General features: G+C 71.3%; 12 protein-coding genes and 1 pseudogene. 6 read left to right on the top strand and 7 right to left on the bottom strand.

Features of this window, described 5'->3' with window-relative positions; translation table 11 throughout:
* The first annotated feature begins 409 nt into the window (after nucleotides 1–409).
* Both IG90_RS0119370 and IG90_RS42135 read left to right on the top strand, forming a co-directional pair.
* The gene (locus IG90_RS0119370; RefSeq protein WP_030585811.1) at nucleotides 410–1,942 is read left to right on the top strand and encodes a sodium-dependent transporter; all 1,533 of its coding nucleotides are present in this window, start codon (nucleotides 410–412) and stop codon (nucleotides 1,940–1,942) included.
* On the top strand, nucleotides 1,942–2,079 hold the full coding sequence (locus IG90_RS42135; RefSeq protein ID WP_078585298.1) for a methionine/alanine import family NSS transporter small subunit: 138 nt from the start codon (nucleotides 1,942–1,944) through the stop codon (nucleotides 2,077–2,079). Before IG90_RS0119370 ends, IG90_RS42135 begins: the two co-directional genes overlap by 1 nt.
* A gap of 469 nt (nucleotides 2,080–2,548) precedes the next feature.
* Here IG90_RS42135 and IG90_RS0119380 read toward each other — a convergent pair whose 3' ends face one another.
* The 4 genes from IG90_RS0119380 to IG90_RS0119395 form a co-directional block, all read right to left on the bottom strand.
* Nucleotides 2,549–3,691 (bottom strand): glycine amidinotransferase, encoded by a 1,143-nt coding sequence (locus tag IG90_RS0119380; protein ID WP_030585814.1) that lies wholly within the window; start codon nucleotides 3,689–3,691, stop codon nucleotides 2,549–2,551.
* Nucleotides 3,692–3,736: 45 nt separating this feature from the next.
* Nucleotides 3,737–3,946: an MbtH family protein gene (locus tag IG90_RS0119385; RefSeq protein WP_030585816.1), complete on the bottom strand. Its 210-nt coding sequence runs from the start codon at nucleotides 3,944–3,946 to the stop codon at nucleotides 3,737–3,739.
* 60 nt (nucleotides 3,947–4,006) lie between these two features.
* Complete coding sequence (locus IG90_RS0119390) at nucleotides 4,007–10,303, bottom strand: non-ribosomal peptide synthetase (protein WP_030585818.1); 6,297 nt, start codon at nucleotides 10,301–10,303, stop codon at nucleotides 4,007–4,009.
* 232 nt (nucleotides 10,304–10,535) lie between these two features.
* Nucleotides 10,536–11,336 carry a thioesterase II family protein gene (locus IG90_RS0119395; RefSeq protein WP_245170713.1) on the bottom strand — a complete coding sequence of 267 codons (801 nt, stop codon included), beginning with the start codon at nucleotides 11,334–11,336 and terminating at the stop codon, nucleotides 10,536–10,538.
* A gap of 214 nt (nucleotides 11,337–11,550) precedes the next feature.
* Here IG90_RS0119395 and IG90_RS0119400 point away from each other — a divergent pair, with 214 nt between their 5' ends.
* Complete coding sequence (locus tag IG90_RS0119400; RefSeq protein WP_051860138.1) at nucleotides 11,551–12,618, top strand: diiron oxygenase; 1,068 nt, start codon at nucleotides 11,551–11,553, stop codon at nucleotides 12,616–12,618.
* 93 nt (nucleotides 12,619–12,711) lie between these two features.
* Here the strand turns inward: IG90_RS0119400 and IG90_RS0119405 are convergent, their stop codons facing one another.
* From IG90_RS0119405 to IG90_RS0119415, 3 genes are read right to left on the bottom strand one after another with little or no spacing between them, the layout of a single operon-like run.
* On the bottom strand, nucleotides 12,712–13,653 hold the full coding sequence (locus tag IG90_RS0119405; RefSeq protein ID WP_030585826.1) for an HAAS signaling domain-containing protein: 942 nt from the start codon (nucleotides 13,651–13,653) through the stop codon (nucleotides 12,712–12,714).
* Nucleotides 13,650–13,988, bottom strand: coding sequence for a PadR family transcriptional regulator (locus IG90_RS0119410; RefSeq protein ID WP_030585829.1), 339 nt, complete (start codon nucleotides 13,986–13,988; stop codon nucleotides 13,650–13,652). Before IG90_RS0119410 ends, IG90_RS0119405 begins: the two co-directional genes overlap by 4 nt.
* A gap of 60 nt (nucleotides 13,989–14,048) precedes the next feature.
* Nucleotides 14,049–15,710, bottom strand: a complete 1,662-nt coding sequence (locus IG90_RS0119415; RefSeq protein WP_030585832.1) for an AMP-binding protein — start codon at nucleotides 15,708–15,710, stop codon at nucleotides 14,049–14,051.
* Between the two features lie 265 nt (nucleotides 15,711–15,975).
* Between IG90_RS0119415 and IG90_RS0119420 the strand changes: the two genes are divergently transcribed.
* From IG90_RS0119420 to IG90_RS45985, 3 genes and pseudogenes are all read left to right on the top strand, one after another.
* A complete protein-coding gene (locus tag IG90_RS0119420) occupies nucleotides 15,976–18,927 on the top strand; it encodes an amino acid adenylation domain-containing protein (protein WP_078841970.1) in 2,952 nt (983 codons plus the stop codon).
* Nucleotides 18,924–21,767 (top strand): annotated as a pseudogene (locus IG90_RS45975) (non-ribosomal peptide synthetase); the annotation flags it as partial. The gene IG90_RS0119420 and the pseudogene IG90_RS45975, both read left to right, overlap by 4 nt.
* Before the next feature lie 298 nt (nucleotides 21,768–22,065).
* The gene (locus IG90_RS45985; protein WP_245170714.1) at nucleotides 22,066–25,254 is read left to right on the top strand and encodes a non-ribosomal peptide synthetase; all 3,189 of its coding nucleotides are present in this window, start codon (nucleotides 22,066–22,068) and stop codon (nucleotides 25,252–25,254) included.
* Nucleotides 25,255–25,319: the final 65 nt, after the last annotated feature.

A 25,319-nucleotide genomic window follows, 5' to 3' on the forward strand; every position in this document is an offset into this window, starting at 1 on the left:
CGACCCTGCCACCGCCGACGCCGTCATCGACGCCGCCGGCGCTGCTCAGCGCGACCTCGCGGACGTCCCTTTCGCCGTCGGCCCCGCCACCCTGGCCGGGCTTCTGGCCTCGCTGCTCCTGTCGGCCTGGGTGATCCGCCGCCGGCGTGCACGCATGGCAGACCCGCCGACGCCTGCACCCGGCCACGACGACGGAAGCGTCAGGAACATTCCGCGATGCCCCGCGGTGCGCGGTTCGGCGGGGCGGAGGCGATGCCGAAGGCGTTCTCGGTCCTCCGGCGCGTGGTTCGGCGAGCACCGCCCTGGGTCCGTCACCCGCCGGGCCCTGTCACCGCGCTTTCGGGGTAACTCCGCGCTAACGTGCCATCAGATTGATCCGCAGCGTGATGAGGAGACTCGAGGACCGCATATGGCAGAGCAGCCACGTGAGCAATGGGCCACCCGTGCCGGCTTCCTGCTGGCCGCCATCGGTTCGGCCGTCGGGCTCGGCAATATCTGGCGGTTCCCCGCCATCGCCTACGAGAACGGTGGCGGCGCCTTCCTGCTGCCCTACCTCATCGCGCTCCTCTCAGCGGGCATCCCGCTGCTGATCATGGAGTACGCCATCGGGCGCAAGTACCGCTTGTCGCCCCCCGCCGCTCTGCGCAGGATGGCCCGGCCGGCAGAGGCCATCGGATGGTGGCAGGTCGTCATCTCCTTCGTGATCGCCACCTACTACGCCGTCATCATCGCTTGGGCCGTGCGTTACGTGGGTTTCTCCGTCGGCCAGCAGTGGGGTGACGACCCGGAGGCGTTCCTGTTCGGTGACTTCCTGCGGGCGCCGGAGGCACCGAGTTTCCTGGACGGTTATGTACCAGGGGTGTTCTGGCCGCTCATCATCGTGTGGGTGGTCGTGCTGGCCATCCTGGCGTTCGGTATCCGGCGAGGAATCGAGCGCGCCAACAAGCTCTTCATCCCCCTGCTCTTCGTCCTGTTCGCCGCGCTGGTGATCCGGGCAGTGACGCTGGACGGGGCGGCTACCGGACTCGACGCCCTCTTCTCGCCGAACTGGTCGGAACTCGGAAACGGCAGCGTCTGGGTCGCCGCCTACGGGCAGATCTTTTTCTCGCTGTCCATCGGCTTCGGCATCATGGTCACGTACGCGTCGTACCTGGGCCGTCGGGCCGACCTGACGGGCTCCGCGATGGTGGCGGGTTTCGCCAACAGCTCGTTCGAGATCCTCGCGGGCATCGGGGTGTTCGCGACCCTGGGCTATCTGGCGACCGCTTCGGGGGTCGGTGTCGATGAGGTCGCAGGAGCGGGCATCGGCCTGGCTTTTGTCGCCTTCCCCGCGGTGATCTCGGAAATGCCGCTCGGCGCCCTCTTCGGTGTGCTGTTCTTCGGTTCCCTGGTGATCGCAGGACTCTCCTCGCTGATCTCCATCGTGCAGGTGGTCGTCTCCGCCGTGCAGGACCGGACCGGCATGCGCCGTATGCCGGCGGTCCTGGGCATCGGCGGTCTCGTGGCGCTGGTTTCGGTCCTGCTGTTCCCGACCGAGTCCGGCATCTATCTGCTCGACGCCTCCGACCACTTCATCAACCAGTACGGCATCGCGCTGGCGGCTCTGATCGGGCTGATCGTGATCGTCTGGGTGCTGCGGCAGCTCCCCAGCCTCCAGCAGGATGCTGACGCCACCTCCGCCATCCGGCTCGGCCACTGGTGGCGCATCTGCCTCGGTGTCATCACGCCGCTGGTGCTGGGCTGGATGATGGTCGACAGTCTGCGGAGCGAGTTCGAAGACAACTACGAGGGCTATTCGACCGGCTTCCTGCTCTCCGCGGGCTGGAGCGTCGCCATCGGCGCATTGCTGGTCGGGGTGATCCTCACCCTGATGCCGTGGCCGGCCGGTGGCGAGGACATCGACCTGGACATGGAAGCGCCCGCCGACCGGAAGGACCGCTGATGTCCGTCAGCGCGATCGTCATGATGGTTATCGCCATGCTCATCGTCTGGGGCGGACTGATCGCCGCCATCCTCCGGCTGAGGGCCCACCCGGAGCCTCCGGAGCAGATGCCGCCCGGCACCCGCCCGGCCGAGTGACCGGCCCGTACCGGCCTACGGCGTCGGACTGTTCGGGGTGCTGAAGAGCAAGAGCTCGCCGGGTCCGGCGGAGGCGGTCTGGATGGCCGGAGGCAGGTCACCGAAGGGCTGAGGCGTCCTGGAGCCGGCGGCGAGCCGCCAGGAGTCCGGGTGCTCTCTCCGTGCCGGCCGAGGTGACTCGTGGACCGCACGCGGACGAGCCAATCGCGCGGTTGTCCTTCCAGGAGGCGGACAGTCGTCCTCATGTCCCGGTCGCAAGGGCCCATGCGCTCCTTCGGACGGGAGGCGGCCATACGAGAGGCGGCCCCGGTCAGTGTCCGGGGCCGCCTCCGTTGGTGTCGGTCAGTCGGACAGCGGGTCCGCGTAGGCCTTGGCGTCGCTGCGACGGATTCGCCGTGTGCGCCCCTGGCCGAGGTGCTTCGGAAATCCGACTGCCATGGTGCCCGCTGTTCGCGTTCGGGTGGAGCGGTCAGAACAGCGGCTCGTACTGGAGGGAGGGGAAGTAGTCCTGCTTGTCGCCGTCACGGTGGATGTCCCACGTGGCGCAGTGGAGGGAGCCGCCGTACTCGAAGACGTTGCGGAACGGGATCGGGAAGACCTCGAAACCGAACGAGGAGAGAAGGTCCTGGAGGGGCTTCTCCTGTTCCTCGCAGATGACCTTGGTCGGCGAGATGCTCAGCACGTTCATCGAGAGCCACTTCGACGACTGGCAGTACATCGGCATCTCGTCGTTGGTCAGGACGGGCTGGGGCACATCGACCAGTTGCCAGTCGTTGTCGAGGAACATCTTCTCCTCGCCCTCGCGCAAAGGCCGTTCCGGGTTGGTGAGGATCAGGCCGGGGCGCAGCGGCACGAAGGTGCAGTCGATGTGCGACGGGAAGAAGTCCAGCGGGAAGTGCACGGGGTGGACGCGGAAGCCGCGGGGTTCCAGGTGGCGCTTGAGCCAGTGGATGCCCGCCCGGTTGGTGGTCATCGACTCCTGGACCAGGATGTCGCGGCCCAGCCGGCTCATGTCGGCGGCGTCGAAGACCACCTCGTCCTGGTTGATGCAGAACTCGAACGAGTGCATCTTCGCGTGGCGCTTCTCCAGCGGCCAGTCCCAGAAATCCTCGCGGTACATGCCGTCCTTCATCGACGGCTTGGGCGCGGTCGTCCATCCCACCCGCGGGTCGGCGTTCCAGTACTCGTAGACCAGCTTGCGGTAGGGCTGGTACTCGAAGTAGCGGGCCCGGCGCGACATGGTCGCCTCGATGATCTCGTTACCCATGGTGATCATCACGTCGCGCGGGCAGACGGCGCAGTACTGGTTCTCGACCTCGAAGTCGGGGGTGGTGACCGGGGCGGAGAAGTCGTGCGTCTCGGGGCGGCGTACGGTCACGCCCTGGGATTCCAGAAGCGCGGCGAGACCGGCGAGTTCCTCGTTGGCCAGATCGATGGCCTCCTTGGACTTCGGGCCCGTCGGGAACGGCTTGTCGGGAGCGTTGCGTATCGCGGGCCGGCTGCCTGGCTCGGCCGGTTCGAAGCAGGCGTTGTCGGCGGAGCCGACCACCATTTCCCGGAGGGTGTCCCACTCGTTCCATGAGTTGACGGCCGGGGGGAAGTCGTTCGGCATGTACAGCCACCTATCTCTGCCGGAGCATTCGATGAGCGAAACGGGTCAGGCCGCGTCGGCCGCGGCGAGCGAGGCGGGCCGGATGTCGGTCCAGTTCTCCTCGATGTAGTCGAGGCAGGCCTGCCGGGCGCTGTCCGACACAGCCACGTCCCAGCCGGCCGGGACCTCGACGAACGCGGGCCACAGGCAGTGCTGACGCTCGTCGTTGACGAGCACGTGGAAGGTGCCGTCCTCGTTGTCGAAAGGGTTCGTCATGGTTTCAGTCTTTCTGTACTCAGGGTTCGTCCCGGGCTGGCTCCGGGCTTTGCGTGGGCATCAGGTGAGTGCGGTGCCGAGGGCGCGGGCGGTACGGCAGCGGAAGACGGCCTCCACGTCCACGGGCCGTCCCAGCTCCGTCTCGATCCGGCCCGCCAGACGCAGGGCCGTCAGGGAGTCGCAGCCGAGTTCGAACACATCTTCGTCCGCGCTGACGAAGTCGCGTCCGAGTACCTCCGCGATCAGCTCGCACATCATCTGCTGCCCCGGTCCGGCCGGTGGCGCGGGAGTGTGTTCCAGGAACCGGCCCGTCGGGAGGGCCAGCGCTCCGGGCAGCTCGATCAGCAGTTCCCGTAGACGATCGGCCACCTGCTGCCCGAGTGGTGCGTCGAACAGGTCCGGGCGGTAGCTGATCTCCAGCTCCAGCTGCCGGCCGGGTGCGGCCATCAGCTTGAGCGGATAGTGGTAGGCGTCGTGGCCGACGACGTCCGTCAGCCGCAAGCCGTTGTCCGGACCGCTCGGCAGGGTCTCGGCGGTCGGGAAGTTCTCGAAGACGACGCAGCTGTCGAACAGGGTCCCCAGTCCCACCGTCCGCTGGATGTCGCTCAGCGGGAGGTAGTGGTACTCGAGAAGTTCGGCGTGCTCGCCCTGGAGCCGTTCGAGCAGTTCGGCCACCGGCTCGGCCGGGTCGAGACGCACCCGTACCGGCACCGTGTTGATGAACACCCCCACCATCTCCTCGACGCCGGGGAGTTCGGCCACCCTGCCCGAGACCGTGGCCCCGAAGGTGATGTCCAACTGCCCGGTCCGCCGGTGCAGGCACAGCGCCCACGCGACCCGGACCAGGGTGTTGAGCGTGACACCGTGACGGCGCGATATGTCGAGCAGCGCGGACGTCTCCGTCTCGGAGAGGGCGACGGTGATCCGCTCCGGAAGGACGCGTATCCGCGCGGTGTCCGTGCCGGGGCAGCTCAGCGCGGGTTCCTTCAGTCCCGCCAGCGCCTCCAGCCAGGCTGTACGCGCCTTTTCGCGGTCCTGTTCGGCCAGCCATCGCAGATAGTCGGGGTAGTGACCGGGTGCGGGCAGCCCGCTCGCGGCGCCGTGGTCGTAGAGAGCGAGCAGGTCGCGCAGCAGCAGCGAAGTGGTCCAGCCGTCCACCAGCAGGTGGTGCATGGTCAGTACGATCTGCTGCCGGTCTTCGCCCAGGCCGACCAGGGTGCAGCGCATCAACGGCGGGGTGGCCGGGTCGAAGCGCCGCCGCCGGTCGGCCTCCAGCACCGCCGCCAGCCTGTCGGCCTGCTCGCGCGGGTCGAGGCCGGCCAGGTCATGCGTGTGCCAAGGCATGGCCGTCCGCTCCGGGATCACCTGCACCGGCTCCCCCGACCGCTTCTGCAGGAAGGCTGCCCGCAGCATCGGGTGCCGTCCCAGAAGAGCGTCGCAGGCGTCCCGGAACCGCTCGGCGTGGAGCGTGCCCCTTACCTCCAACGAGATCTGCACGTTGTAGACATCGAGGTCCCGGCTGTCGTACCGGGCGTGGAAGAGCAGCCCCTCCTGGAGCGGCGTCATCGGCAGGGCCTGGACGACGGGCAGGCCGATACGGGCGCCGAGACCGGCGAGCTCGGTGTCATGCCGGTCGAGCGGTTCTCCGCCCAGTGGCCCGCCCTCGCGTGGGAGGGCGGGCGTGATGGTCTGCCGCGGGACGATGGCCTCCATGCTCGTCCCGTGCTCCACCAGCGCGCGCAGGGCCGCGAACCAGAGCCGGCCCAGCTCGGTGACGTCCTGGTCGGAGAGGAGCCGGCGGGCCCACAGCCAGTTGGTGACCAGGCGTGGCCCTTCCGCGCCGTCGCTGACCGCGGCGGTCAGTTCGACGACGTGCGCCATGGGCATACGGGGGTCGGCCCCGAGGGGCAGTACGTCCGACTCGGGCGCCACGCTCCAGTCGGTGGTACCCGCACCACCCTGTCTCCCGAGGTAGTTGTACCCGATCTGGGGTGCGGGGCGGGCCGCCAGCTCGGCGGCTGTCTCCTGGTTCAGGTAGCGCAGCAGACCGAAGCCGGCGCCACGCCGGGGGATGGCTTCGAACTGGGCGGCGACCCGGCGCACGGCCTCGCCGAGGCGTGCCCCGGCCGGATCGTCGTCCGGCGCCCAGTCGGCGATCCTGGCGTCGACGCGTACCGGGTACAGCGTGGTCAGCCAGCCGACCGTGCCGGACAGGTCGACGTCCTCGGATATCTGTTCGCGGCCGTGGCCCTCGACGTCGATCAGTACGGCCGTGCTGTCGCCGTCACCGGGCGAGCGGTCACGTCGCCAGGCGGCGACGGCCACCGCGAGAGCGGTGAGCAGGACCTCGTTCGTGTGTGTGCCGAAGACGGCGGGCACGGTCGTGAGCAGGGGGGCGGTCAGCTCCGGCGGAAGGGTGAGGGAGAGTTCACCGGCCGTCGCGTAGACGTCCTGCGACGGGGAGAGCTCCACGTCGGCGAGCCTGCCGTCACCCGGCCCCTGTCCTCCGCTCAGAGTCCGCCGCCAGTGGGGCAGTTCGCCCCTCAGAGCGGGTGCTTCCGCTGCCGCGCGGAGCAGCAGGCTCCACTCCCGCATCGAGAACGGCACCGGGCCGGTCTCCGGGACGGCACCCGCTGCCAGGTCCTGCCAGACGCCGTACAGGTCGGTCAGCAGGATGTGCCAGGAGACCGCGTCGACGGCCAGGTGGTGGACGGTGACGAGCAGTCTGCCCTGAGCGCCCTCGCCTGCGTCGAACCAGGTGACCCGCAGCATGGCGCCGGCGCGCGGGGCGAGAGCGTCGGCGTCCTCCCGGGCGCAGGCGGCGATCCGCAGACGGACGCCTTCCGGGGCCAGACCCACGACATCCACCCGGCGTACCGCGCTCCGCAACCTCGCCGGGTCCACCGGGTCCAGCGTCAGCGTCCCGTCCTCCCGGAGGCGGGCGCGCAGTGACTGATGCCGCTCGGCGACAGCCCGTACGGCGGCGGCCAGCCGGTCGGCGTCGAGTGCGGCCGGTACCCGGAGCAGTGTCGACTGGTGGTACGCGTCGGACGTTCCGCCCTGCTCCCGCAGCCAGAGCATGATCGGTGTGGCGGGGATCACGTCCGCCGGCCAGTTCGCCGTCGGGTCCCCCGCGCCGGAGTCGCCCTCCGCGGTGTCCGCCGTGCCCGTCGGGCTCACCACGAGGAAGGCGGCGAGGGCGCTCGCGGTGCGGTGGGTGAATATGTGCTTCGGGGTCAGGTGGAAGCCCGCGGCGCGGGCGCGGACGACGAGTTGGATGGCGGTGATGGAGTCGCCGCCGAGGGTGAAGAAGTCGTCCGTCGCCACGGCGCCGTCCACGCCGAGGACCTGGTTGAACAATTCGACGAGGACGGCCTCGACGCTCTCGTCCCGCGCCTGGTCCCGCCGCTGCCGCTGCCCGGACTCGCGCGTCTCGTCCGGGGCCGGCAGCGCAGCCCGGTCCACCTTGCCGTTCGGGCTCATCGGCAGTGCGGGCAGGGTGACGAACGCCGAGGGGACCATGTTCGCGGGCAGTCGCGCCCCGATCCGGTCCGCCAGCGTGGCCAGGTCCGCGGACGGGCCGACCGCCGGTACGACGTACGCCACCAGCCGCTCGGTCCCGTGCCGGTCCTCCCGTACGACTGCCGCGGCCTGTGCGACGGCGGGATCGGCCGCGACGACGGTCTCCACCTCGCCCAGTTCGATCCGGAAGCCGCGGACCTTGACCTGGTCGTCGGACCGGCCGCGGTAGACCATGATGCCGTCAGGCCGCCAGCAGGCGATGTCACCGGTGCGGTACATCCGGGAGCCGGGCGCGCCGAACGGGTCGGCGACGAAGCGGGTCGCGGAGAGCCCGGGCCGGTTGACGTAACCGCGGGCGAGTACGTCACCGCCGATGTACAGCTCGGCGGGGACGCCCGCCGGGACGGGACGCAGGAAACCGTCCAGGAGATAGACGCGGGCGTCGGGGACCGGACGGCCGATCGGCACCGCACCCCCCGGCAGCGGATCGCCGGGTGCCAGGCGGTACTCCATGCATCCCACGGTGGCCTCCGTGGGTCCGTACTCGTTCACGACGGTCACGCCCGGGTGGGCCTCGCGCCACTGTGCCAGCGCCTCGCCGTTCAGCTGTTCACCGCCCAGGACCAGTTCCCCGGTCGGTGAGTACCAGTCGGACGACGCGGTCAGCACCGGCAGGTGGCTGGGCGTCGCCTTGACGAAGGTGGGCGGCGGGGTGGCGTCGGCAGGGGCGTCGAAGTCCTCCAGGTCGACGATGCGCACCAGGCCGCCGGAGGTCAGCGGGCCGAAGATGCCGGTGACGGTGAGGTCGAAAGAGGGCGGTGAGTGCACCAGCGCCTGTCCGGCGAGGCCGGGATAGGCGGCGCGGGCGAAGGCGAGATAGCTGTCGACCGTGCGGTGCTCGACGGCGACGCCCTTGGGCCGGCCGGTCGATCCCGAGGTGTAGATGACGTACGCGGCGTCCGCGAGCCGCAGCGGCGCGCCGCGTTCGCCGTCCTCCACGCGGTGCCCGGGCAGCAGCTCCAGCTCGTCCCTGACGGCGGGGTCGGCGATCGGGACGACCGACGGGTGCGTGATGAGCGCCGGGCGGGTGGTGCCGGCGCAGACGACGACGGAGGGGGAGGCGTCGTCGAGCATGAACGAGATGCGTTCGGCGGGATAGGAGGGGTCGACCGGCAGGTATCCGGCTCCCGCCTTCAGCGTGCCGAGCAGCGCCACGATCAGGTCCATACCGCGCGGCAGCGCCACGGCGACGAAGTCGCCGGGCTTCACCCCGCGGGCCAGCAGCAGCCGGGCCAGCCGGTTCGCCGCCGCGTCGAGCCGGCGGTAGCTGAGCGACCGCTCCCCGTCCGCCACGGCCGGTGCGTCGGGTGTGGCGCGCACCTGGTCCTCGAACCGCTGGGTGAGTGTCGCCGGTACGCGGGCGGGAACCTTCCCGGACTCCGCTCGTCGGCCTCCCCACCCGGCGATCACCTGCTCCCGCTCCTCGCGGGTCAGCAGCGGAACGGCGGCGACCGGCGTCGTGGGCCTCTCGGCGAAGGTGTCGAGCAGCAGCCGCAGCCGGGACCCGATCAGTTCGATGCGCTCGGCATCGAACAGGTCCGTGCGGTAGTTGAGTTCGAGCCGCAGGTTGGGGCCGGGGACGGCGAAGACACTCAGGGGGTAGTGAGTCGATCCGGTGATCTCCTGCTGTCCGGCCGCTTCCTTGTCCCCTTCCAGCAGAGTCACCCGCAGGCCGGCCGGACCGTCCTGTACGGCCTCCCAGTCGAAGGGCGCGTTGCCGAAGCCGGCGGAGGTGTCGAAGAGCGCGCCGAGCCCGGCCAGCCGCTGCACCTCGGTCAGCCCCAGGTGGTGGTGCGGGGCGAGGGCCGCCTGTTCGTCCTGGATCCGGGCGAAGAGGGCGGCCATCGACTCCTCGGGGGCGATCCGCACCCGGACCGGGACCGCGTTCATGAGCAGGCCCACGACCGAGTCGACCCCGGGGAGCTGTGGCGGGCGGCCGTGCACGGTCTGGCCGAAGACCACGTCGTTGCGCCCTGTCAGCAGGGAGAGGAGCAATGACCAGGCGCCCTGTACGACGGTGTTGAGCGTGAGGCCGTGCTGCCGGGCGGTCGCCGTCAGCGCTTCCGTCGCCTGCTCGGGCAGCGTCACGAAGGCCAGCCCGGGCATCGTCTCCGCGAGGGGCGCGCCGGGGGCGACGAGTGTCGGTTCGTCCAGACCGTGCAGGGCGTCCCGCCATGCCTGTTCCGCGGCGGGCCGGTCCTGGCGGGAGAGCCACCTGAGGAAGTCCGAGAAGGGGGTGAGGGGGCCGAGCCCGGTGTCGTCGGCGTCGCTCCGGTAGAACGCGAGCAGGTCCTGGAGTACGAGTGGCAGAGACCAGCCATCCAGCAGGATGTGATGATATGTCATGACGAAGGCGTGGCGGTCGGGTGCCAGCCGGATCAGCGCGAACCGCATCAGCGGTGGCGCCGCCATCTCGAAGCGGCGCAGCCGCTCGCCCTCGAGGAAGGCCAGCAGCCTCGCCCGGCCTTCGGACTCGGACTCCGCCGACAGGTCGAGCTCCGTCCACGGTGTGTCCACGACGCGGCGCACCAACTGCACGGGTTTCCCGTTGGCGCGCAGCCGGAAGCCGGCCCGCAGGACGGCATGGCGCCGGAGCGTGGCGGCGCAGGCCGCGCGCAGCCGCTCCGCCGAGATGTCCCCGGTCAGCTCGAAGCCGGCCTGGATGTTGTAGACGTCCACAGTCTCGGAGTCGTACAGCGCGTGGAAGAGCATGCCCTCCTGCAGCGGCGTGAGGGGCAGCGCCATCTCGATCGGCGACTCTGTCGCTTCGTTCACTGTGAGGTCTTCCCCGTGAGCGGTCGGTGTTGACAGTGGTGCGGCGGCGGGTGGTGTGGAACACGCTGACGCGGCCGACAGCGCGATGCTGCCGCACGGCCCGAGTGCGGGGACAGGCAGCCGACCGGCAGCTTCCCCGTCCGGCTCCCGCCCTTCGGCAGGGCCGTTCCGGCAGGTGCGCGGGCTCCTCCGCTGCCGCGTGAGCGACTCGGTGGCGCCGGGGCGGGGCCGGTCAGCGCAGCGCTGTCTCGAGGGCGTCGAGCGCCGCGGGTGCGCCGGTGAAGAGGTAGTCGTGCCCGCCGGGCAGCAGCCGGAGGGAGAACTCGCCCGCCGCGCAGTCCCGCCAGCGCTCCAGCTGCGCCTCGCTGATCAGTGGGTCGTCCGCACCGCCGAGGACGTGCAGTGGGTGGTCGACCCGCGCCGGCCCGGGGGCCAGGTAGGCCTCTGTGAGGGCGAGGTCGCGGCGGACCGTGCGCAGCGCGTACCGCAAGTACGCCGGGTAGCGGGTCAGTTCGGAAGGAATTCCGCCGAACCCGTCCAGCCAGGCGAGCAGCCCGGCGTCGTCCCGGTCCGACACGCGCCGACGCACCGGGGTGTGCGGCGACCGTGCCGCGGACACCAGCAGTGCGCGCGGCGGGGTCAGGCCGCGCCGCGCGATCCCGATGGCGATCTCATAGCCGAGCAGCGCGCCGAAACTGTGGCCGAAGATCGCGTACGGCAGGTCGAACTCGTCCGAGATGCCGTCGATCACGGCGTCGGCCAGCTCCTCCAGGGTGTCCGGCAGCGGATCGGCGCCGCGTACACCCCGGCCCGGCAGCTCCACCGTCGCGAGCTCCACGCCGGGGGGAGGGGCGAGGCGCCAGGGGGCGAACGAGGCCGCGCTGCCGCCCGCCTGCGGCAGACAGAACAGCCGCATCCGGGGTCGTGGTGCGCTGACCCGGCCCACGATCCAGGGACAGTCGGCGCGGGGAGCCGGTGCGCTCGGCGAGCCGGACGAGCTCCCTGAGCAGGTGGGTGGTGCGGCGGCAGTCATGCGCATCCCGCCCCTTCGGTCGGCCGGCGGTCATCCGGGGCGGCAGCCCCTGCCGGTCATCATGGTTCGGCGGGTGGCAGCGGGACCAGGCACGGGGACCGGCAACCGGTCTGCCGCCAAGTTGCCCCGCGGGTGCCTGGAGAGCGATTCCGCGGCGCGCCAGACTCCACGACCGTCAGTCCTGTTCCGTGCCCGAGGGGTGGACCGTAATCCAATGACCACAGTTCCAGGCTCGGTGACCGGCTTGGCGGCCGCTCCTGGTGGGTCGGCCGCCACGACCGACTCGGCCGAATCGACCTTCTTCACACTGGATACCGTCACCGCGGACCTCATGGAGGTCGACGCGATGTTCAAGGCATGCTTGAACTGGGACTACGGCAAACGTGACAGCCGGGTGTGGAACCTCTACGAGAAGAACAAGCTCTCGCAGTGGAACGCCACCACCGACATCGACTGGGACTACGACATCCGGTTCGGATCCGAGATGACGGAGGAGAGCGGGGGGAGACTCGCGTCCTTCGTCGTCGGCGAGGGCAGTCCCGTGCCCCGCGAACTGCTGACGCAGTTCCGCTGGCAGTACCAGTCGTGGATGTGCAGCCAGTTCCTGCACGGCGAGCAGGGCGCGCTGGTGACCACGGCCCGGCTGGTCGAGACGGTGCCGGACATGGATGCCAAGACCTACGCGGCCTCGCAGGTCGCCGACGAGGCGCGGCATGTCGAGGCGTTCGCCCGCTATGTCGACGAGAAGCTGGGCGATTCCTACCCGATCAATCCGGGGCTCAAGACGCTGTTGCACGATCTGCTGTCGGAATCCCGGTGGGACATCGTCTACCTCGGCATGCAGGTGGTCGTGGAGGGTCTGGCGATCACCGCGCTGCGGCTCGCGAGCAGCGGCTTCGGGGACCCGGTGATCCGCCAGATCACCAAGATGGTCGCGAGCGACGAGGCCCGGCACATCGCCTTCGGGGTCACCGCGCTCACCGGCATGTACGGGCAGGTGACCTCCGCCGAGCTGCGTGAGCGGGAGGACTTCCTGCTGGAGGCCATCCAGCTGATGTCGCGCCGGTTCATGCTGCGCGAGGTCTGGGAGCGGATGGACCTCGACGTGGAGAAGGGGCTGCTGTTCGCCCGGACGAACCCGATGATGGCCACCTACCGGCAGATGCTGTTCCAGCAGGTGATCCATGTCCTGCGGCAGCTCGGCATGCTCTCGGACCGGGTCAAGAGCCTGCTGCTGGCCGAGAACCTGGTGCGTCCCGAGATCATGGCGGCGACGCGCTGACCCCGGGCCCGTCCCTCGTCGCGCTGCTGCCGATGTCACCTCGGGTGACATCGGCAGCAGCGTTCTCACGTCCCTCGTCCGGCTTCTGCCGTCCTACTTCCCCGCCGCGCGGAAGCTCTTGACGACGGCGATCAGACTCGCGACGAGGACGATCAGCGCCACGCCGGTGTAGACCTCGGGCGTCGTGTTGTCCGTGACGTCCGCCAGGAAGTCCGGGTTGAAGAGCTGCCGCTGATGGAGGATCCAGGCCAGCGGCAGCACGAACAGCGCCTGGGCGACGGCGTGCAGGACGGCCAGGCGGCTGGTCCAGCCGTGCGTGACCACGCGGGCCAGCGCGAGCACGACGAGGCCGGCGAGCCCGGTGAGGACCGGCCAGATCCACCCCGACCACAGGTCCGGGTCGAGTACCGCGATCCGCTCCCCGACGCCGTCGGTCCGGTAGGGCTCGGAGATCTGCTGCCAGACGATCAGACCGAACAGCAGTGCGTACCAGACCGCCGTCATGAGGACCCCGATACCGCCCTTGTCGGGCTCGCGGGTCTCGGGCAGGTCGTCGGGGGTCCAGTCGGTGGTACGGATGAGAGTCCCCTTCCTGTGGCCGACGCGCTCGGCCACGGCGAACAGTACGGTGAGTACGGTGACCATCTGGGCGCCGACCGTGAACACCGTCTCGACGCCGGCGCCGACGGCCGCGCCGAGGCCGTTGTCGTCCACGATCTCCAGCAGTACGAACACGACGGTGATCACCGGCAGCACGGTGGTGAGCAGGAGGACCAGCAGCCGGATGTAGGTCGGGTAGAGATCGGGACCGATCAGGGCGAGCGGCCGGTCGGTGTAGCGCGCGGCGTGCCGGATCGGATCGCCCATCTCGCTCAGCACCTCGCGCTCGACCGCCTCGGGACGGGCCGGGTCGCGCGCTTCGATGGTGTCGGCGATCGTGGTGCGCAGTTCGTCGGCGATGTCGTCGCGCTGATCCGCGGGCAGCCGCCTGACGACCTCGTGCACGTAGCGCTCGGTGAGCGTGCTCGTGCTCATCCATTCTCCTTGGTAAGCCGTGAGATCGAGGTGACGAGGTCCTGCCATTCACGCACCAGTGAGGTGCGTACCCGGGAGCCCTCGGGACTCACCCGGTAGAACTTCCGTGGCCGGGACTCGTCGGTGTTCCATTCGCTGGTGAGCAGGCCTTGCTTCTCGAGTCGGCGCAGCAAGGGATAGAGGGTGTTGCCGTCGACGGTGACACCCGCGTCGTTGAGTGTCTCCAGCAGTGCGTAGCCGTACTGCGGCTTGCGGAGCAGCGCGAGGCAGGCCAGTACGACCGTGCCGCGACGCAGCTCCTGGGCCTGGCCAAGAGCGACATCTTCTGTAGCCATGCGATGCACTGTACTGTGCGCCGCACACTATTGTCACGCGGACTGTCCGCCGAGGGCCGGTCAGTTCGGCGTGGACGGCGCGCTCTCCTCCGCTCCCGCCGTCAGCGGTCGTGTCGTCGCGTCGAACTCGCCCGCACAGAGCGCCTTCCAGATGACCCGCCGACGGGGCTTACCGCTCGAGGTGACCGAGACGCCGCCACGGGGAAGCTCGACCATGTGGAGCACCGCGTCGCCGAGCCATTCGGAGAGGACCTCATGGGCGGCCTCCCGCCAGCCGGGACGCGCGCCGCCGAACACCGCCACGCCGGTCGGTACCCCGTCGCGTACGCCCAGCAGGACAGCGACGCGCCGCTCGGGAATGCCCCGGTGGTGCAGCAGGGCCTCCAGGCTCTCGGCGAAGACCATCTTCCCGTTCACCTTCAGCCCGTCGCCGAGCCGGCCGATCACGAAGAGCTGTCCGTCCCGCATGAAGCCCGCGTCACCGGTGGCGAGGCCCCCGTCGTCGACGCTGGTACCGGAGGCGGACCCGCCGGAACCGATGTACCCGCTCGCGATCGACACTCCGGTGACGACGATCTCGCCGACCCGTCCGTCCGGCAGCTCCTCGCCTTCCTCGGACAGGATCCGCACCGTCCTGCCCTCCAGCGGACGGCCGCAGCCGACCACCGCCGCCCCGGCGAGGGACGCGGCGTCACCGGCGTCCGGCGCCTGCGCCGACCATCCCTCGCCGGGGGCCAGACCGGTCACCGCGAGGGTCGCCTCGGCGCTGCCGTACGCGGGGAGCAGGGCGCCGCGGTCGAGACCGTGCGGCCCCAGCAGTGCGTGGAAGTCCTCGAGCACCTGCCGGTCGACCCGCTCCGCGCCGATGATCACGCACCGGACCGAGTCGAAGCGCAGCTCCCGCAGGTCGGCCGGTCTCACCCGGCGCAGGATGTACGCCAGCCCGAAGTTGGGCATGGCCGTCATGACGGCGCCCTGGTCGCTGATGCAGCGCAGATACCGCAGCGGCGACCGGATGAAGTCGTCCGGCTGCATCATCCAGCCGTCGAAGCCGGTGACGACGACGTTCAGCAGGAAGCCGACGAGGCCCATGTCGTGATGGACCGGCAGCCAGCTGATCGCCGGGTACTGGGGCGCGCAGCCCAGCCACTGCCCCATTCCGGCGAGGTTGGTCCGCAGGGCGTCGGCGGAGATCAACACGCCGCGCGAGAAGCCGCTCGACCCGGAGGTGAACTGGATCAGCGCGGTCTCCGGCAGGGGCATCGGCCGTTCCAGCGGCTCCGTCCCGGCGACGAGTTCGTCGAAGGCGACCGGCTCCTCGAGCCCCAGCCCGCACGCGATCTTACGGATCTGCTCCAGCGACTCGTCGTCGCAGATGGTGTACCGGGGCGCGGCTGTCCGGAACAGATGGCTCGCGTGCTTCTCGTACTCGTCGGCACGCTGGAAGGCGAAGGGCGGAGGAATGGAGCACGGCGTCGCACCGGCCGCCAGCGCGCCGAAGAACCCGGCGACGAAACCCGGGCTGGAGCGCAGCACCAGGCCGACGACGTCGCCCTGCCCGACCCCCTTCGCCCGCAGGGCGGCGGCGGTTCTCAGCACCAGCGTGGCCAGATCACGGTAGGACCAGAAGTCCCATCCGTCGGCGGAATCCGCGTAGTACAGACCGCGCTCGGCGGACGGCTGGTCCAGCCAATCGAGCAGGCCTCGGTCCTGGTCTCCCAACGTCCCTGTCCTCTCCAGTGGTTCATGGCACGTCCGGCACGCGCGAGGCGCGGCGCCGTGCCCGGCTGGCCGCAGCATCACCCGCGTCCCGTACGAGAACCAGGCAAGCGGCCGGTAACTCGGTCCGGCCGGGGCGGCATTTCGACCAGCGCCGCTGATTGCCGGTTCGGTTGCCTGGTTTCCGCACGGGCGTGCGATGCAGCATCGTCGCGAGATCCGAGCCCTCCAGGCTCGCGGGGATGCACGAGAGAGCGGTTACGACCCGATGACTTCACGCGCCGAGAACGGTCTGCTGCCGCTGACGGCGGCCCAGCGGGGGGTGTTCTTCGCCCAACAGCTCGACCCCGCCAACCCGGCCTACAACACCATGGTCGCCATGGAGGTACGCGGGCCGCTGGACGGCAGGCTGCTCCAGCGCGCGATCCGCCGGGCCGAGGGGGAGAGCGGAAGCTTCGACGTCGAACTGGTGGAGCGGCGGGACGGTACGTACCAGCGGCCGGTCGCACCCGGCTGTTCGACCTGGCAGGAGTACGACTTCAGCGATGAGCCGGACCCCCTCGCCGCCGCGCGGACGCTGATCGACCGCGACCGCGCGACCCCGCTCGACCTGGAGAAGGACGCCCTGTCGGCGCACATCCTCATACGGGTCGGAGCCGATCACCACGTCTGGTACCAGCGCAGCCACCACATCCTGTCCGACGCCTTCGGGTCGGTGCTGCACTCACGCCGGATCTCCACGTGCTACGAGGCGCTGGCCGCCGGGGTGGAACCCGATGGTGAGCCGCTGGGCCGGCTCCAGGACCTGCTGGCGGACGAGACGGCCTACCGTGCGTCGGCGGAGTACACCGCGGACCGGGCGTACTGGGCCGGGATCTTCGCCGACCGGCCGGAGACGGCCGGTCTGGCGCCGGGAGCGCCGACGACCGCGGCGGGCATGGCGATCGCCACGACGACGATGCTCCCGCCTGCCGAACTGCGGGCGCTGCACACCGCCGGGCGGGCCGCCCGCACCCCGTGGACGGTGCCGATGCTGGCGGCGGTCGCCGCCTATCTGCACGGGATGACGGGAGCTCGGGACCTGACCATCGGGGTGCCCACCACCGCACGGCTCGGCGCGCGGTCCCAGAACGTGCCCGGCATGCTGTCGAACACGCTTCCGCTGCGGATCACCGTCGACCCGGCGGCCGACCGCGCCCAGTTGGTGCGGCAGGTCGCCCGGCGTCTGGGCGAACTGCTGATCCACCAGCGCTACCCGTACGACGAACTACGGCGTGACCTGCGCATGCTCGGTACCAACGAGCAGCTGTTCGGCGTGCTCGTGAACATCATGCCGTCGGGGTCCGAGACCGCGTTCACCGGTCGCGAGGCCGAGGTGATGGCGCTGTCCGGCGGACCGGTCACCGACCTCAACATCACCTGCCACCCCGATCCGGGCGGCCGGGGCATGCGCATCGAGTTCGAGGCCAACCCCGACCGGTACAGCCTCGCCGAACTCCGCACGCACCAGCACCGGTTCACGGACTTCCTGACCCGCTTCCTCGGCGCCCCCGCCGATGTGCCGCTCGCCCGGGTGGAGGTCCTGACCGCGGCGGAACGCACGCGGGCACTCGCCGCGGGCGACCCCCCGCAGGACACGAACCCCGTCGTCCCGCGTACCTTCCCCCAAATGTTCGAGGAGCAGGTCAGGCGGACCCCGCACGCCTGCGCGGTGCTCTCCCCGACCGAGTCCCTCGACTACGCGGTGCTCAACACCCGCGCCAACCGCCTGGCAAGGGTGCTGGTCGGACACGGTGCCGGCCCCGAGCGGCTGGTGGCGGTCGCCCTGCCGCGCGGCAGCGCCGCCCTGACAGCCACGGTGGCGGTGATGAAGTCGGGCGCGGCGTGTCTCCCGGTCGACCTCGACTACCCGCGGTCCCGGGTCACCGCCATGCTCGACGACACCGCACCGCTGCTGCTGCTGACGACCCGCGCCGCCGACGACGTCACGCTCGCCCCCGCGGTGCCGCGCCTGTACCTGGACGAGGCGGCCGCTCCCGTCGGCCACCCACCGGCGGGCGGCGACACCGACGGCCACGATCTGGACGACCGGGACCGCCTCACGCCCCTGCGGCGGACGCACCCGGCGTACGTCATCTACACCTCCGGGTCGACCGGCAGGCCCAAGGGCGTCGTCGTCACGCACACCGGCCTGGCCGCGCTGTCGCGCCACCAGAGCGACCTGCTGCGCCTGACGCCCGAGACCCGCGTACTCCAGTTCTCCTCACCCAGCTTCGACGCGTCCGTATGGGAGCTGTGTGTGGCGCTCCTCACCGGCGCCGCCGCGGTCGTCGCGCCGGCCGAACGGCTCACGCCCGGGGCGCCCCTGGCCGAACTCGTCGCCGAACTCGGCGTCGACTGCCTGCTACTGGCCCCGTCCACGCTGGCGGCCATGCCGGCCGGGGGGCTTCCGGAAGGCATCAACCTGGTCGTCGGGGCGGAGGCGTGCCCGCCGGACCTGGTCGCACGCTGGTCGCCCGGCCGGCACATGGTCAACGCCTACGGCCCCACCGAGTCGACGGTCATCGCGACCCAGACCGGCGCGCTGTCCGGGCGGACCGTCCCGCTCATGGGCCGTCCTGTCCCCGCCACCCGCGTCCGGCTGCTCGACGACGCGCTGCGACCGGTGCCGCCCGGAGTGGCGGGCGAGGTGTACCTGAGCGGTGACGGGCTCGCCCGCGGCTACCTCGGCCGTCCCGGAACCACCGCGGAACGGTTCGTCGCCGACCCCTTCGGTGCGCCCGGCACCCGGATGTACCGGACGGGAGACGTGGCACGGCAGTCGGCGAGCGGCGAGCTGTCCTACCTGGGCCGGGCCGACAGCCAGGTCAAGGTACGTGGCTTCCGCATCGAACTCGGCGAGGTCGAGAGCGTTCTGTCCGAGGCGCCCGGGGTCGACCGGGCCGTGGCGGCCGTCCGCGAGGACCGGCCGGGACACCGGCACCTGGTGGCCTACGTGACCCCGGCCGCGGACAGCGCGGCGGACGCGGTCGCGTTGCGTGAGTTCGTGGCGGAGCGGTTGCCGGAGTACATGGTTCCGGCCGTGGTGATGGTGGTGGAGTCGTTCGCCCTGACGCCGAACGTCGGCAAGCGATCCGTGACCCACCGTACCGGGAGTCTGGTGCGGATCGACGTGGAAGAACTCGACGAGCTCGAAGCCCAGTGGGGGACAGCACTGTGAGACAGACATCCCTGGAAGCGGTCCTGCCGCTCTCGCCGTTGCAGCAGGGCATTCTTTTCCACGCCCTCTACGAGGAGGGACAAGCCGACAGCGGGAACGTCGACTTCTACAACGTCCAGACGCCGCTGGAGCTGACCGGGGCGCTCGACACCGAGGTGCTGCGCGCCTCCTGCGGCGCACTGGTCGGCCGGCACGCGAGCCTGCGGGCAGGATTCCTGCGCCGCCGCTCCGGCGAGGCCGTCCAGGCCGTCGCGCGGGCGGTCGAGCCGCCGTGGGAGGAGATCGACCTCTCCGGCTTCGGCCAGGAGGAAGTGAGACCGCGCCTCTCCCGGCTGCTCACCGAGGAGCGCGCCCGGCGCTTCGACATGGCGAAACCGCCGCTGCTCCGGTTCACGCTGATACGGCTCGCGCCCGACCGGCACATCCTGCTGATCACCAACCACCACATCCTGCTGGACGGCTGGTCGCTGCCGCTGATCCTCGGCGACCTCTTCCGCATCTACGGGGACGGCGGCACGGCGGAGCGGCTGGAGCCGACCGTGCCCTTCCAGGACTATCTCGGCTGGGTCGGGGAGCAGGACAGCGCCCAGGCCGAGCAGGCCTGGAAGAGCGTGCTGTCGGGGGTCGACGGCGCCACGCTCGTCGCGGACGGGGCCGGCACCGGCTCCTCGGACCGGGGCCAGCGGCGCGTCGTCACGGAGCTTTCCGAGAAGGCCGCGGCGGCACTCACCGCCCTGGCCCGGAGCCGCGAACTCACCATCAACACCCTGGTCCAGGGCGCTTGGGCGCTCCTGCTGACCGAGCTGACCGGACGCCAGGACGTCGTCTACGGGAACACCGTCGCGGGCCGCCCGCCGGAGCTCCCCGGCAGCGACCGGATGGTGGGCCTGATGATGAACACCGTGCCCGCCCGGGTACGGGTCGACCCGGCGGAGCCGGTGGCGGACCTGCTGGCCCGTGTCCAGCACGACCACACGACCGTGATGGGACACGAATACCTCGGCCTCGCCGAGATCCACCGCGCCGTAGGCGCCACCGAACTCTTCGACACCACCGTCGCCTTCGAGAACGTCCCCGTGGAGCATGCCGTCCGGGGCGCCTCGGTGCCCGGACTCGACGTCGGTCTGCTGCGGGACGCCGTCGACGAGGCGTTCGAGGGCACCCACTACCCGCTGAGCCTGGCCGTCCACCCCGGCAGCCGGCTCCGCTTCGAACTCAACTACCGCGAGGACGTCTACACCGCCGATGCCGCGAGGGGCGTACTGCGGCGCCTGACCGGTCTGCTGGAGGACATCGCCGCCCGGCCCGACGAACAGGCCGGACGGCTCCCCTCGCGTACGGACGCCGAGCGGCGCGAGATCCTGCGCCGGACGAGCGGACGCGCCGTCGAACGGCCGGCCGGGACGCTGCCGGGCCTGTTCGAGGCTCAGGCCCGCGCGACGCCCGACGCGGTAGCCGTCGCGGACGGCACGACCAGCCTCACCTTCAGCCTGCTCAACGCCGACGCCAACCGGCTGGCCCGGCTGCTCGTCGCCCGCGGCGTGGGACCCGGCGACCTCGTCGGCGTCGCCATGCCGCGCACCACGGACGCCGTGGTGGCGATCCTGGCGGTCCTCAAGTCGGGCGCCGCGTACCTGCCGATCGACGTCGACCACCCCGCGGAGCGCATCGCGGCGATCTGCGCGGAGGCCGGACCGGCCCTCGTCCTGGCCTCCGTCGCGACGGTGGGCGACGTACCCGAATCGGTGCCGGCGCTCCTGCTCGACGAGACCATGCCGCCCGCGGACGAATCGGATCTCACGGACGACGACCGCACCGGTGCGCTGCTCCCCGCGCACCTCGCCTACGTCATCTACACATCGGGCTCCACCGGCCGCCCCAAGGGCGTCGCCGTGGAGCACCGCAATCTGGCCAACATGTTCCACAGCCACCGGGCGAACTTCTTCGAACCCGAGCGGGCGAGGGCGGGCGGCCGGCCGCTGCGTGCCGCGCTCACCAACTCGCTCGGCTTCGACGCCTCCTGGAGCCAGCTCCTGTGGATGGTCGCGGGTCACGAGCTGCACATCGTCGGTGACACCGTGCGCAAGGACTCCCTGGCCTTCGTCCGCCACGCGGCGGAGGCACGGATCGACGTCGTCGACACCACACCCTCCGTCGCACGGCAGATGCTCGACGCGGGCATGTTCGAGGCGTCGGGGGAGCGGCACCGCGTGCGTGTCCTCGCGCTCGGCGGCGAAGAGGTGGGCGACGACCTGTGGGCCGAACTCCACGGCGTGGCCGATCTGTCGGTGTACAACCTCTACGGTCCCGCGGAGTGCACGGTCGACGCGATGCTCTGGCACCCCGGCGGCCCACCCGGTGCGGCGGGCCCGCCCGCCATCGGTGTCCCCGCCGACAACACCCGGGTCTATCTCCTGGACGCGTTCCTGCGGCCGGTCCCGGCCGGGGTCGTCGGCGAGCTGTACATCGCCGGTGACGGGGTCGCCCGCGGGTATCTGGGCCGCCCCGACCTGTCGGCGGAACGCTTCGTGGCCGACGTGTTCGGCCCGGCGGGTGCCCGGATGTACCGCACCGGTGACCTGGGGTGCCGCCGGCCCGACGGTGTCGTGGAATACCGCGGACGGTCCGACTTCCAGGTCAAGGTGCGCGGCCACCGCATCGAACTGGGCGAGATCCAGGCCGTCCTGGCCGACCACCCCTCGGTGGGCCAGGCGGTCGCGGCGGTGTCCGCCGACGGCGAGGGCGTACGGAGGATCGTCGGTTACGTACGGGCCGCCTCCGGTGCCCGGGGACGGCCGGACGCGGTCGCGTTGCGTGAGTTCGTGGCGGAGCGGTTGCCGGAGTACATGGTTCCGGCCGTGGTGATGGTGGTGGAGTCGTTCGCCCTGACGCCGACCGGGCTCCGGCCACCGAGCGGGAACGGGTGTTGCACGAGGTGTTCGCGGAGGTGCTGGGGCAGCCGCGTATCGGCGTCGACGACAGCTTCTTCGACCTCGGCGGCGACTCCATCATCCCGCGGCGGCGGACAACTCCGTCACCGGGCCGCTGCTCCCGCTGAACGACGCCGAGCTGGCGGAGATCGCCGCCGACGGGCACGAGCTCACCGACGTACTGCCTCTCACCCCGCTCCAGCAGGGCATGCACTTCCACGCACTGCTGGCCGCCGACGGCATCGACGTCTACACCGCCCAGGCCCCCGCGCGGCTCGAGGGACCACTGACGCCCGCCGTGCTGCGCACGGCGTTCGACGCGGCTCTCGCCCGCCACACCGCGCTGCGCGTCTCGTTCCGGCTCCTGGCCTCGGGCCGTTCCGTCCAGGTGGTGCACGAGGACGTGCGTGTGCCCTGGCGGGAGATCGACCTCTCCGGTCACGGCCAGGACGAACGCCGCCGGCGACTGGCGGAGCTGGTCGACGAGGACCGTGTCAGCCGCTTCGACCTCACCGAGCCCCCGCTGATGCGGGTCACCCTGGTCCGGCTCGGGGCCGACGACCACGCCCTGCTGGTCACCTACCACCACGCCGTGCTCGACGGCTGGTCGCTGCCGCTGTTCTTCCGTGACGTCTTCTCCCTCTACGCCCGCGGCGGAGCCGACAGAGGGCGGCCGGTGGCTCAGTTCACCGACTTCCTCGGCTGGCTCACCCACCAGGACGACGAGGGGGCGACGCGGGCCTGGAGCGAGGCCCTGGCCGGTATCGACGAACCGACGCTGGTCGCCCCGGGCGCCGAGGCGGCCGCCGCGACCGTGCCCCACCTCGTGACGGAGGTCCTGGACGCGGAGGGGACCACCGCGCTCACCGCCGCGGCGCGCGGCGCGGGCCTGACGCTCAACACCGTCGTCCAAGGCGCCTGGGCGGTGGCACTCGGCCACCAACTGGGACGCGACGACATCGTGTTCGGCGCGACGACCGCCGGGCGCCCACCGGAGCTGGCAGGCGTGGAGGAGATCGTCGGCCTGTTCATGAACACCGTCGCCGTACGGGTGCGGCTGGACCCCGCACGCTCGCTCGACCACATCCTGACCGACCTCCAGTCGCACCAGGCCGAGCTGCGCCCGTACCACCACCTCGGGCTCCCCGACGTACAGCGGGCTCTGGGACTGGGCGATCTCTTCGACACCGTCATCGGGTTCGAGAACACCCCCTTCGACGGGGCGGCCATCCAGGAGCAGGTCCCGGGCCTGCGGATCTCCCTCGACGAGGAGCCCGTCCCCGGCGCCTCGCACTATCCGCTCAGTCTGGTCGTCATGCCCGACGAGCGGCTCAGTCTCGAACTCAGCTATCGCGCCGACCTGTTCACGGCTGAGGCGGCCGGTGCGCTCCTGGCCCGGGTGCGCAAGGTCCTCGCCTGCTTCGTGGACGACCGGACCGTACCGCTGGGCCGGATCGACCTGCTCACGGACCGGGAACGCGGTCAGCTCCTCGCCGCGGCGGAAGGGGCGGCCCACGAGCGGACGGCGACCTTCCCCGAGCTCTTCGAGGAGCGGGTACGGGCCAGACCCGGCGCCGTCGCGGTGTACGACCACGAGCTGGCCGTCACCTACGGGGACCTCGATGCCCAGGCCAACCGGCTCGCCCGCGCGCTGGTGGGCCGGGGCGTGGGTCCGGAGTGTGTCGTGGCGATCGCGATGCCGAAGTCGGCGCGGTCCGTCCTCGCGGTCCTGGCCGTCCTCAAGGCCGGCGCGGCCTATCTCCCGCTGGACCTCGGCTACCCGCCGGACCGGCTCCGTTACCTGATCGGTGATGCGCGGCCGGATCTCGTCCTCACCACCGGTGAGGGCGCGGCGGTCATGGCAGAGGCCGGTGCGGGGGAGGTGCTGTGCCTGGACGGGCCGGGACCGGCCGCCGGGAACGGCACCGAACTCCTCGGTACGGATCCGGAGCTGACCGCCGGTCTGTCCGGGACCCCTCTCACCGACGCCGACCGGACCGCGCCGCTGCGGCCCGCGAACTCCGCCTATCTGATCTACACCTCCGGGTCGACCGGCCGCCCCAAGGGCGTGCTGGTGTCCCACCTCGGGATCGCCGCTCTGATCGCCCAGCAGCGTGACGGGCTCGCGCTCCGTGCGGAGGAGCGGGTGCTGCTGTTCGCCTCGCCGAGCTTCGACGCGTCCGTATGGGAACTCGCCACGGCGCTGTTGACCGGGGCGAGCGCGGTGACCGCGGACCCCGACGAGCTGCTGCCCGGCCCGGCCCTGGCACGGACGGTGGCGCGACACGGCGTGACCGCGCTGCTGTTGCCGCCGTCCTCGCTCGCCGTGCTGCCCGAGGACGCCCTGCCCCCCGGGGTCACCCTCGTCGTGGGCGGCGAGGCGTGCCCGCCGGACCTGGTCGAACGCTGGTCGGCCGGGCGCCGCATGGTCAACGCGTACGGTCCCACCGAGGCGACCGTCATCGCGACGATGAGCCGCCCGCTGTCCGGGCGGACCAGTCCGCCGATGGGCGGGCCGGTCGTCGGTGCCCGGGTCCATGTGCTGGACGACTCCCTGCGGCCGACGCCCGTCGGGGTGGCGGGTGAGCTCTACCTGGCGGGCCACGGCCTGGCCCGGGGCTATCTGCGACGGTCCGGGCTGACCGCGGAGCGCTTCGTTGCCGACCCGTTCGGCCCGCCGGGCGCGCGGATGTACCGCTCGGGCGACGTGGCGCGCCGCACGGCGGACGGAGGCCTGGAGTACCTGGGCCGCGCCGACGAGCAGGTCAAGCTACGCGGCTTCCGCATCGAACCGGGGGAGATCGAGGCGGTGCTCGCCGCCGACCCCTCGGTGGGGCAGGCCGTCGTGGTCGTACGGGAGGACACGCCCGGCTCACCACGGCTGGTGGCGTACGTGGCCCCGGTGGCGGCCGGCCCGCTCGACCCGGCGGCGCTCCGTGACCGGGTCGCCGCCGTGCTGCCCGAGCACATGGTGCCCGCGGCCGTCGTCGTCCTCGATGGACTGCCGGTGACGCCGAGCGGCAAACTCGACCGTGCCGCTCTGCCCGCACCGGACTTCTCGGGAGCCGGCGGCGGCCGGGCACCACGGACCGACCGCGAGAAGCTGCTGTGCGCGTTGTTCGAGAAGGCCCTCGGCACGGCGGGGGTCGGCATCGACGACAGCTTCTTCGACCTGGGCGGCGACTCGATCGTCTCGATCAAGCTCGTCACGATGGCCCACGCGGAGGGCCTCGACATCGCCCCGCGCGACGTGTTCGCCCACAAGACCGTGGCGGCGCTCGCCACCGCGGTCAAGGACCTGGTCCCGGCGGCGGACGCCGACGCGGCCGACTCGCAGGAACCGCTGATCACCCTGGACCAGGGCGAGCTCGACGAGTTCGCCGAGGACTGGCGGTAGCCGGCCCCGCGCACGCGGGGCCGACGCACCACCGAACGCACATCACCGCACCGAGCACCATCACT

The organism is Streptomyces anulatus (assembly GCF_000721175.1).
GTDB classification, from domain to species: Bacteria; Actinomycetota; Actinomycetes; order Streptomycetales; family Streptomycetaceae; genus Streptomyces; species Streptomyces anulatus_C.